Here is a 10,642-nt window from a genome sequence, read left to right on the forward strand (position 1 = left end):
GACCCGCCGGACCATTCCGCGGCGCGCCCCAACGACGATCGCGCGCGCTCTTGCCCACGCTCATCGTGCTCGGCGTGCTCATCGCGGCGTACGTGCTGCTCGTGACGTTCTGGACCGACCGGCTGTGGTACCAGTCGGTCGACTTCACCCAGGTGTTCACGACGCAGCTGATCACGCGCATCGGGCTGTTCCTGGTCTTCGGTCTGCTCATGGCCGCGTCCGTCGTCGTCAACGGTATGGTCGCCTACCGCGTCCGGCCGCGGTACCGGCCGATGAGCGTCGAGCAGCAGAGCCTCGACCGCTACCGCGACGCCATCGACCCGGTCCGCAAGTGGGTGCTGACGGCGGCCGCGATCCTGCTCGCGATCATGGCCGGCGCCAGTGCGGCCGGGCAGTGGCAGACGTTCCTGCTGTGGCGCAACGGCGGCGAGTTCGGCCAGACCGACGCCCAGTTCGGCGTCGACCTCGGCTTCTTCGCGTTCGACTACCCGTGGTGGCGCTACATCGTCAGCTTCGGGTTCGCGGTGGTGGTGCTGGGCCTCGTCGTCGCCGCCATCACCCACTACGTCTACGGCGGCATCCGGCTGCAGACCGCCGGACAGAAGGTCAGCCCGGCCACCACGGCCCACCTGTCGGTGCTGATCGGGCTGTTCGTGCTGCTCAAGGCCGTCGCCTACTGGCTGGACCGGTACGCGCTGGTCATGGAGGACAACGACCGCTTCACCGGCGCCTCCTACACCGACATCAACGCGGTGCTGCCGGCCAAGACGATCCTGATCTTCGTCGCGTCCATCTGCGCGATCCTGTTCTTCGTCAACGTCTGGCAGCGCAGCTGGACGCTGCCGGGCATCGGGCTGGGCCTGCTGGTGCTGTCGGCCGTCCTGCTCGGCGGGCTGTGGCCGTTCCTCGTCCAGCAGTTCCAGGTGCGCCCGAGCGAGGCGAGCCGCGAGCAGCCGTACATCGAGCGCAACATCGAGGCCACTCGCACCGCCTACGACATCGAGGACGTCGCGACCGAGGAGTACCGGGCCACGACGTCGGTCGAGGAGGGCCAGTTGGCCGAGGACTCGGCCACCATCCCCGGCATCCGGCTGATGGACCCCAGCGTCATCCCGCCGGCCTTCCAGCAGCTGCAGCAGGTCCGCGGTTTCTACACGTTCAGCGACCCGCTCGACGTCGACCGCTACACCGTCGCCGGCGACGACGGCGTCGTGGCCGAGCAGGACATGGTGGTCGCGGTCCGCGAGGTCGCCTCCGAAGGCATTCCCGCCGAACAGCGCAACTGGATCAACGAGCACACCGTCTACACGCACGGGTTCGGCGTCGTCGCCGCCTACGGCAACACCCGCGAGTCCGACGGGTCACCGAACTTCGCCGAAGAGGACATCCCGACCCAGGGCGTCCTCGGCGACTACGAGCCGCGCATCTACTTCGGCGAGAACTCGCCCAGCTACTCCATCGTCGGCGCGCCCGAAGGCACCGACGACGTCGAGTACGACATCCCGGAGGACCCCGACACCGGCCAGGAGCGGCGTAACACCTACGACGGCGATGGCGGCGTGCCGATCGGCTCGTTCTGGAACCGGATGCTCTACGCCACCCGGTTCCAGGAGGCCAACTTCCTGCTGTCCGACCGCATCAACGACGAGTCGCGGCTGCTGTACGACCGCAACCCGCGCGAGCGGGTCGAGAAGGTCGCGCCGTGGCTCACCGTCGACGCGAACCCGTTCCCCGCGGTGGTCGACGGCCGCGTCGTCTGGATCCTCGACGGCTACACGACGCTGAACTCGCTGCCGTACAGCCAGCGGGTGTCGCTGAGCGAGGCCACCAGCGACTCGCGGACCGCCCGGCCGGCGCTGGCCGCGCAGCCCGACGACTTCATCAACTACGTCCGCAACTCGGTGAAGGCGACGGTCGACGCGTACGACGGCACGGTCACTCTCTACGCCTGGGACGAGGACGACCCGGTGCTGCAGGCGTGGATGAACGCGTTCCCCGACTCCGTGCAGCCGCGCTCGGAGATCCCGACGCCGCTCATGGACCACCTGCGCTACCCCGAGGACCTGTTCAAGCTGCAGCGCAACATGCTCGAGCAGTACCACGTCACCGACCCCTCGACGTTCTACGGCGGCCAGGACCGCTGGGTGGTGCCGGCCGACCCGTCCTCGAACGTCGACGTCAAGCAGCCGCCGTACTACCAGACCATCCAGCTGCCCGGCGCCGAGCAGCCGATGTACTCGCTCACCACGACGTACACGCCGCGAGGCCGGCCGAACCTGGCCGCGTTCATGGCGGTCAACGCCGACACGCGCAGTGAAGAGTACGGACAGCTGCAGATCCTGAGACTGCCGAGCAACACGCAGATCGACGGTCCAGGCCAGGTCGCCAACGACTTCGAGTCGAACGCCGACGTCGCGCAGGAGCTGACGCTGCTGCGGTCCGGCGACGCCGAGACCCAGCTGGGCAACCTGCTGACGCTGCCGGTCGGCGGCGGCCTGCTGTACGTCCAGCCGGTCTACGTCGCCCGGGCCACCGGCGAGGCGGCCTACCCGCTGCTGCGCCGCGTGCTCGTCCAGTTCGGCGACAGCATCGGCTTCGACGACACCCTGCAGGGCGCGCTCGACCAGATCTTCGAGGGCGACGCCGGTGCCCCCACCGATGAGCCGCCGGTCACCGAGGAGCCGCCGCCGACGGACGAGGAGACGCCGCCCACCGACGAAGAGACGCCGCCGGCGACTGAGACGCCGACGACCCCGCCGGCGGAGCAGCCGGCCGACCTCACCGCGGCGCTCGAGGCCATCCGGGTCGCCTGGCAGGAGGCGCGCGACGCGCAGGCCACCGGCGACTGGGCGGCGTACGGCGCGGCGCTGGAGCGGCTCGACGCGGCCATCGCTGCGGCCGAGGCGCTGACCGGCGGCGAGGGCGCCGGCGGGGCCACGCCCGGCGAGTAACGCCTACCGCGACGGAGCCGTCACCCGAAAGGGGTGGCGGCTCCGTTCGCGTTCCGGGTCAGACGGCGCGCCGGTAGGCGATCAGCGGGAAGTCCGGGATCGGCTCGAAGTCGCGCTCGGGCGTCCGGACGAACCCGAGCCGCTCGTACAGCCGGTGCGCGGTGTGCATGGTCGGCAGCGACGACAGCACCAGGGTCGCGTCGCCGTGCTGGCGGGCGAGGTCGAGGCACGCCTGCACCAGCGCCGCGCCCACCCCACGCCCCCGCGTCGCCGGGTCGACGGCCAGCATGCGGAATTCGGCCTCGCCGGCTTGGCCACCTCGGCGTACGGGCTCGGCGGGCGGCAGAACGTCACCGCTCCCAGCACCGTCCCGTCGTCGTCCGCCGCCACCAGCAACGTCGCCTGCTCCGAGCGGTGAGCGATGTCCGACAGCTCGTCGGCGTACTCCTCGTCACCATCCAGGAACCCGTCGGCGTCGTAGGCCGCGACCGTGATGGCCGCGACCGCGGCGTAGTCGCCGGGCCGGACGGAGCGCACCTCGAAGTCCGTCATGTCGGACATTCTGCCTGCCGGCCACCGGCGCCGGACACGGCCGTCCGCGCGATTTGGCGCACCGATACCGATCGCGTAGACTGAACTCACACGACGCGGGGTGGAGCAGCTCGGTAGCTCGCTGGGCTCATAACCCAGAGGCCGCAGGTTCAAATCCTGCCCCCGCTACCAGATGAAGGCCCGGACCACGCGGTCCGGGCCTTCTGCATGTCGAGGCGTGGTCGGCTGCTGGGGCTTGGCAGGTGAGTCCGCACCGTGGGGCGCAGTCGTCGGTCAGCGGCGCCAGACGGTGCCGCGGCGATCGTGGCCGATGAAGCGCTCGATCTCCACCGCGACGTGCGGGGCGCCGAGCCGCTCCGCGACCAGGTACAGCCCGAGGTCCAGGCCGGCCAGCCAGCCGCTGCCCGACGTCACGAGGTCGCCATCGTCGACGATGTGGGCGTCGATGACATCAGCCCACTTGGCCAGGTAGCCGAAGTCGGGGCGGTATGTCGTCGCCGGGCGGCCGGCGAGCAGGCCGGCCGCGCCGAACAGCAGCGCCCCCGAGTCGATCCCACCCAGCAGCAGCCGCGAGCCGGCCCGCTCCTTGAAGGCGCGGATCTGCGCCGGCAGCGAGCTGGCCTCGATCACGTCCACATCCCACCCACCGGCGACCAGCAACGCATCGGCGCGGTCCGCGTCCCACTGCCGCAGGCCGCCGAACCGGGTCCCGTAGCACCCGGTTACCTCGGGCCGCCCGTCAACACTCACCAGCGCCGGCGACACGTCCACGCCCATCAGCCGGGCGCGCGCCAGCACATCGAACGTCAGTAGCGCGTCCATCTCGGCGATGCCGTCATACATCAACACCTCGGCCTGCATCCGGTCAGTCTCCGCGGCGACGCGCGCGAACCGCCATGGCAGGATTGCAGATCTTCGATAGATTCACGCCATGCACACGGTGGTCGTGCTCGCATTGCCGGGCGTGGTGGCGCTCGAGCTGGCCATCCCGTTCCAGGTCTTCGCGACGGCGCGGGCGGCCGGCCATCAGACCCCGCGGCTGACCGAGGACGGCCGGCTGTACGACGTCAGGGTCGGCGCGCCGCACCCGGAACTGGCGACGACGGCGTCCGGCGGGGCCGCGTTCGCGATCGCGGGACTGGAGCCGCTGGACGTCGTCGACACCGCTGACACCGTGATCGTGCCGGCGGCGGAGTCGGCGACCACGCCGCCGGCGACCGTCCTGGCCGCGCTCCGCCGAGCGCACGCCCGCGGCGCCCGCATCGCGTCGATCTGCACCGGTGCCTACCTGCTCGCCGCCGCCGGCTTGCTGGACGGCCGCCGGGCGACGACGCACTGGGCGCACGCCGACGAGCTCGCCGCGCGCCATCCGGACGTGGACGTCGACCCGTCGGTGCTGTTCGTCGACGACGGCGACGTGCTCACGGCCGCGGGGGTCGCGGCCGGCCTCGACCTGTGCCTGTACCTGGTCCGCCGCGACCACGGCGCGGCGGCCGCCGGCTACGTCGCACGCCGCATCGTGATGCCGCCGCATCGCGAGGGCGGCCAGGCCCAGTACCTCACGGCCGTCGATCCGGTCGCGCACGCCGCCAGCACACTCGCGCCGACCCTCACCTGGCTGCGCGACCATCTCGCCGACGACCACCAGCTCGTCGATATCGCCCGGCACGCGGCCATGAGCACTCGCACCCTGGTCCGCCGGTTCCGCCAGGAGTGCGGGACGACGCCGTTGCAGTGGCTGATCCGCCAGCGGGTGGACGTCGCCCGCGAGTTGCTGGAGACGACCGACCTCCCGGTCGAGGAGGTGGCCCGGCGCACCGGCTTCGGGACGTCGGCCTCGCTGCGCCAGCACTTCGCCCGCCGGCTCGGCACCAGCCCGCTGCGTTACCGGCACACCTTCCAGCAGCCGGCATGAACGACCCCACGACCGTCGGCGTGCCGCGGCCATCGCGCGACCACCTGAGCCGGCCGCGGCTGCTGGCCGCGCTCGGCGACGGGGAGCTGCCGCTGCGGGTGGTCCGGGCGCCGGCCGGCTATGGCAAGACGGCCTTGCTGGCGGAGTGGGCGCGCAGCCGCCCGGCGACCGTCTGGATCACCGTCGACGACGAGTGCGCGACGCGGCTGGGGTTCTGGTCGCGGGTCGTGGCGCTGCTGGGGACGGTCCACCCCGCGCTGGCCGACGTGGAGGTGAGCGCGGACGCCGTCGGCCACCTGCCGGCCCTGCTGCCGCCGCTGCTCGACGCGGGTGAGCGGCCGCTGACGCTGGTCGTCGACGCCGCCGAGCGGCTGGCCGACCCGAAGATCGAGGGCGATCTGCTGCGCCTCGTCACGCACACCGCGCGCCTCGAGCTGGCCGTCGGCACCCGGCGCGACGGCGAGCTCACCGACCCCGCGACCGCACTGAGCATCGACGCCGTCACCGTCGGGCCGCGGCAACTCGCGTTCACCGCCGAGGAAGCCGCTCGCCTCGCCGCTCAGGTCGACAGCCCACTGACCGCCGAGCAGGTCGGCGCGCTGCACGACGCAAGCGCCGGCTGGCCGCTGGCGGTTCGGGCCGGGGTGCGGCTGGCGCACGAGCACCCGTGGCCGGCGGCGCACGAGGTCGACACGCTCTCGCGGCTGCAGTGGATGCTCGTCGGCGACCTGGAGGAGCTGCCCGGCTTCGCCGATCTCGTGCTGCTGTCGGTGGTCGACGGCGTCAGCGTGCGGCAGGCGGAGCTGCTCGGCGTCCACCTCGACGGCCACCCGATCGTCGCCGCCGTCGAGGCACGCGGGCTGGGCGGCTGGGAGGACGGCCTCGGCGAGCCGCGGTTCCGGCTGCAGCCGCTGGTCCGCGACGCCGTGCGCGGGCGCCTCGACGACGACCGCCTGCGGGCCGCGCACCGGCGGCTGGTGGACTGGTACGAGGACCGCGGCGACCGCGCCGGGGCGTTCGAGTCCGCGCTGATCGCGCAGGAGTGGCAGCGCGCCCGCACCCACCTCGGCCAGGCGTTCCGCGAGGTCGCGGGCGGGCTGGACCGGCAGTGGCTGCGCCGCGTCGACGTGCCCAAGCCGGTGCTGCGGGCGCAGCCGCTGCTCGCGCTGTTCGTCGCGGTGGGCCACTACGCGCTGGGCGACGTCGCCAAGGCGGTCCGGCTGCTCACCGCCGGCGTCGCGACGGCGGAGTGGCAGCGGTTGTCCAGGCACGGCCGGGTGAGCGTCGACCACGTCTGGATCCAGGGCATGCTCACGCTCGGGCTGCGGTTCGCCGGCCGCGACGAGCTGGTCCAGCCCGCCCTACGCCGGCTGCACGCCATGCTGCCGCGGGCCGCCGATCCGGCCGGCGAGCTCGACCACCTCCGGCCGATCATCGTCACCCAGACCGCCTCGACCCACCTGCTGCTGGACCGCGTCGACGACGCCGTCCGCACGCTGGCCGAGCCACCGCCGTCCAGGGCGGCCGGTGGGAGCGGCGCACTGCACGCGGAGTCGCTGGCGGTGCTCGCGCACGCCTCGGCCGGACGCATCACGCAGGCCCGCGCGGCGCTGGCCGAGCTGGTCGACCCTCGCCTGCCGCGGTTCTTCAACGCCGGGTTCTACGCGATCCCCAAGCACATCGGCGCCGCGTACGTGCACCTGGAGGACCACCGGCCGGACGCCGCCGACGACGAGCTCGCCCAGACGTTGCCGCACTGGCCGACGGTGGAGTGGTGGCCCATGGTGCTGCACGCCCGGACGCTGCAGCGCTGGCACGCCGCGGGGCCGGCGGAGGCGCTGCACCTGCTGGAGACCGGCCTCGCGGAGAAGAGTCGCAAGCCGCTCGGCGCCGCGATGCGGGCCATGTTGACGGCGGTGCGGGCCGAGCTGCTGCTGGCCGCCGGGCGACCGGCCGAGGCCCGCCGGCTGATCCCGTCACGACGCATCCGCCCCTACCCGCGGCTGGCCGTCGCCAAGGCGCGCGGCCTGCTGCTCGACGGCGACCACGCGCGGGCCCTGGCGATCACCGTCGCGCCGGAGCACGAGCACCGCGGCACCCCGCGCGACCGTCTGCACCTCGGCCTGATCGCCGCCTCGGCGCGGCTGCGCTCCGGCGACCCGGCCGCCGCCGCGCGGGCGTTCGCCGGCGCCGTCGCGCGGTCCCGCGACACCGGCCTGCGCAGCCCGTTCGCCGCCATGCCGCAGGCGGACTTCCGGACGTTGGTGGCGGCGGTCCCGGACGGCGCCGAGCTGCGCGCCGACGTCGGCCGCTTCCCGGCGCTGTTCCCGGAGCCTGACGCGCTGGTGTCGCTGACCCGGCGCGAGTCGGCCGTACTGGCCGAGCTGGCGACGCCGGACACGCTGCCGGTCATAGCCGGCCGGCTCGGGGTGGCGGCGGGCACCGTGAAGAGCCAGTGCCGTGCGATCTACCGCAAGCTCGGCGTGTCCGGCCGCGACGACGCCGTGGCCGAGGCCCGCCGCCGCGGCCTGCTCTGAGCCGTCCGGGGAGGGGTAAGAACCGGGGGGATATCCGCGAGACCGCATCCGGCCGCACCCACGACCTCTGGTGCCCTGGAACCCAACGGGAGCAGCGAGCGCGGGGGACGGGTGGAACGACGGACGGACGGCCGGGTGCCGCGTACCCGGTTGCTCGATCGCTTGGACCGCCCGGCGGCGCTCACCGCGATCGTCGGTCTGCCGGGCACGGGCAAGACCGCGCTGGTGGACGAGTGGGCGCGGCGCCGCGCGGCGGCCGGCGCGACGGTGACATGGCTCGACGACGACCTGCTGGGTGGGCTGGTCGCCGCGGCCGGCGCCCGGCCGGGCATGGCGGGCGAGGCCGTCCTCGTCGTCGACCGGGGGAACGACTTGGGCAACGACCTGGTCGACGGCCTGGTCGAGCCGGACGCCGTCGCCGCCGCGCTGGCCCGCGTGCCACAGGTGCGGCTGGTGGTGTGCGCCCGCCGTCCGCTGCCGCTGGTCGCCGCCGCGTACCGGGCCGGGCTGGCGGTCACGCAGCTCACCGGGCCGGAGCTGCTGGCCACGCCGGACGAGCTGGCCGCGGCCTGGGGCGGGCGCGGGCTGGCCGCCGTCCACGACCACACGCGTGGCTGGCTGCTCCCGGCCCGCCTGATGATCGACGCGCCGACGGCGGAGGACGGCCGGCGGGCGGCCGCGGAGTACGTGCGCGCGGTTGCGCTGGACGGGCTGTCCGACGTGCTCCGCGCGGCCGCGCTGCGGCTGGCGCTGGCCGATCCGATCACGTCCGTGCACTTGCGGGCGGCCGGCGTGAGCGACGACCTGGCGGACGAGCTGCGGGCGGTCGCCGGCGACGGTTGTCAGTCCGCAGCCGTAGAGTTGAGGCCCACCCAGCCGGGAGGGGCGGGCCTCCGAGCAGCAGCGGCGCCGGCGGCGACCGACCCGCGAGCTGCGGCTGCGGAGCCGCGAGGGGCGGCGGCCGATGACGGCGGGTGGTCGATGCCTCCGGTGCTCCGCGACGCGCTGCGGGCCGAGCTGGTCGCCACCGAACCCGAGCAGCCGGCCGCCTGGCACCGCCGCTATGCCCGTGCGCTGCTGGACGCGGGCGCGGCCGGCCCGGCCGTCCGGCATGCCCGTGCGGCGGAGGACTGGCCGCTGCTCGCCCAGGCGTGGAACGCGGCCGGGCTGAGCCTGCTCACCGAGCGCGACGACGACCTCGCCGCCGGGTTCGCCGGCCTGCCCGCGTCGGTGCTGCGCGGCCGGCCGGACCTGCGGCTGCCGGCCGCGGCCGCCCGCATCCTGACGTCCTACCCGCCGGGCGTTCGCACGCTGCAGGCGCTGGTCAGTGCGTTCCGTGCGGACGGCGAGCAGGTGCTGCGGGCCGAGGAGGCGACGCCCGGGCGGCCCAGCGACCGGCAGCTGCAGCTGCTGTCGATCGCGATCGTCGCCGATCGCATGGACGGCCGCTACGAGCGCGCCGTCGCCGGAGCCGCCCGGCTGGACCGCGAGCTCACCGGCCGCGACGGCGACGTCTGGCCGATGCATCGGGCGTGGGCGCTGCACCAGTCCGCCCAGGCGCTGCTGCTGAGCGGGAACGGGCCGCGCGCCGTCGGCGCCGGGACGCAGGCCTACGCCGCGGCGCACGACCGCGCCGCGCACCCCGTCACCGCGCACATCGCCGCCGACCTCGCGCTGCTGCATGCCGCCACCGGTGCGACCGTCGATGCCCGGTACTGGCTGGACGTGTACGAGCGGCATGCCGCTCCGGCGCGCTGGCTGGAGTACCTGGTGCGGCTGCCCGCGCATCTCGCCGCCGCGTTCGTCGCCGCGGACCGGCTGGACGGCGAGACCGCCGGCGCGCACCTGGAGCGGGCCGAGGACGACACCGGGCAGGCTGAGCTGTGGCCGTTCATCGTCGCCGCGCGGACCCAGTACGCGCTCAGCTTCGGCGACCCGCTGCTCGCGCTGGCCGACGCCGACCGGTACGCGGCTCGGAACCCGCAGCAGCCCGGTGGCCTCGCGGCGCGGATCGTCGACCGGTGCCGGGCCGAGCTGCTGCTCGCGCTGGGCGAGCTGAACCGCGTGGACACGCTGCTTCGGGCCGCCGGGCCGGAGGCGGCCTGGACCCGGGTGCCGCTGGCGCGGTTCCACCTGCTGCGCGGCGAACCGGCGCAGGCCGAGCACGTGGCCGAATCGGCGGCCTGGGAGCCGGACACGACGCCGCGGGACCGGATCGACCTGCTGCTGATCAAGGCCGCGGCCGCCGAGGCGCTCGACGCGGGGGAGACGGCGGACCGCTCGTTCGCCCGGGCCGCTGCGCTCGCCGACCGCGCCGGGGTGCTGCGCCCGTACACGCTGCTGCCCGCTGAGGTCCGCGACGTGCTGGCACGGCGGTCGGGGGTCGCGCTGGACCCGGCCGTGCTGGCCGCGCGTCCGGCGTACCCGGCGCGGGCCGAGCTGGTGACGCTGACCGAGCGCCAGCAGGCGGTGCTGCAGGCCCTCACCCGGCACGAGGACGCGGAGTCGATCTCGTACGCGCTGGTCATGGCGCCCAGCCTGGTCGAGGAGCAGCTCCGGTCGCTGTACGCGGCGCTCGGTGCGAGTGGGCGGGACGCTGCGCTGCTGCGGGCCCGCCGGCTCGGCCTCCTGCCCCGATGATCATGGGGCGCGGGGTTCGGGTTGCGGGGGCGGGCGGCGGCGTCCAT

6 protein-coding genes and 1 tRNA gene are annotated in these 10,642 nt (G+C 74.3%); 5 read left to right on the plus strand and 2 right to left on the minus strand.

Annotated features, from left to right (window positions below):
• Positions 1 to 50 precede the first annotated feature (50 nt).
• On the plus strand, positions 51 to 2,951 hold the full coding sequence (locus tag BLV05_RS13070; protein WP_197683636.1) for a UPF0182 family membrane protein: 2,901 nt from the start codon (positions 51 to 53) through the stop codon (positions 2,949 to 2,951).
• Between the two features lie 58 nt (positions 2,952 to 3,009).
• Here the strand turns inward: BLV05_RS13070 and BLV05_RS37665 are convergent, their stop codons facing one another.
• A complete protein-coding gene (locus tag BLV05_RS37665; RefSeq protein WP_201778018.1) occupies positions 3,010 to 3,240 on the minus strand; it encodes a GNAT family N-acetyltransferase in 231 nt (76 codons plus the stop codon).
• Positions 3,241 to 3,597: 357 nt separating this feature from the next.
• Between BLV05_RS37665 and BLV05_RS13080 the strand changes: the two genes are divergently transcribed.
• Positions 3,598 to 3,674, plus strand: a tRNA-Met gene (locus tag BLV05_RS13080).
• Between the two features lie 102 nt (positions 3,675 to 3,776).
• Here the strand turns inward: BLV05_RS13080 and BLV05_RS13085 are convergent.
• Positions 3,777 to 4,364 (minus strand): DJ-1/PfpI family protein, encoded by a 588-nt coding sequence (locus BLV05_RS13085; RefSeq protein ID WP_046772164.1) that lies wholly within the window; start codon positions 4,362 to 4,364, stop codon positions 3,777 to 3,779.
• 70 nt (positions 4,365 to 4,434) lie between these two features.
• Between BLV05_RS13085 and BLV05_RS13090 the strand changes: the two genes are divergently transcribed.
• From BLV05_RS13090 to BLV05_RS13100, 3 genes are all read left to right on the plus strand, one after another.
• Positions 4,435 to 5,418 (plus strand): GlxA family transcriptional regulator, encoded by a 984-nt coding sequence (locus BLV05_RS13090; RefSeq protein WP_046772163.1) that lies wholly within the window; start codon positions 4,435 to 4,437, stop codon positions 5,416 to 5,418.
• Positions 5,415 to 7,955: a LuxR C-terminal-related transcriptional regulator gene (locus BLV05_RS13095; protein ID WP_046772162.1), complete on the plus strand. Its 2,541-nt coding sequence runs from the start codon at positions 5,415 to 5,417 to the stop codon at positions 7,953 to 7,955. Before BLV05_RS13090 ends, BLV05_RS13095 begins: the two co-directional genes overlap by 4 nt.
• Positions 7,956 to 8,066: 111 nt before the next feature.
• The gene (locus tag BLV05_RS13100) at positions 8,067 to 10,595 is read left to right on the plus strand and encodes a hypothetical protein (protein ID WP_152691063.1); all 2,529 of its coding nucleotides are present in this window, start codon (positions 8,067 to 8,069) and stop codon (positions 10,593 to 10,595) included.
• The last annotated feature ends 47 nt before the right edge of the window (positions 10,596 to 10,642 follow it).

Source organism: Jiangella alkaliphila (genome assembly GCF_900105925.1).
Classification (GTDB): domain Bacteria; phylum Actinomycetota; class Actinomycetes; order Jiangellales; family Jiangellaceae; genus Jiangella; species Jiangella alkaliphila.

Bases quoted from the DNA above. Each gene is read 5' to 3' on its own strand.
- BLV05_RS37665 (WP_201778018.1), bottom strand. From the start codon at position 3,240: ATGCTGGCCGTCGACCCGGCGACGCGGGGGCGTGGGGTGGGCGCGGCG.
- BLV05_RS13085 (WP_046772164.1), bottom strand. From the start codon at position 4,364: ATGCAGGCCGAGGTGTTGATGTATGACGGCATCGCCGAGATGGACGCG.
- BLV05_RS13090 (WP_046772163.1), top strand. From the start codon at position 4,435: ATGCACACGGTGGTCGTGCTCGCATTGCCGGGCGTGGTGGCGCTCGAG.
- BLV05_RS13095 (WP_046772162.1), top strand. From the start codon at position 5,415: ATGAACGACCCCACGACCGTCGGCGTGCCGCGGCCATCGCGCGACCAC.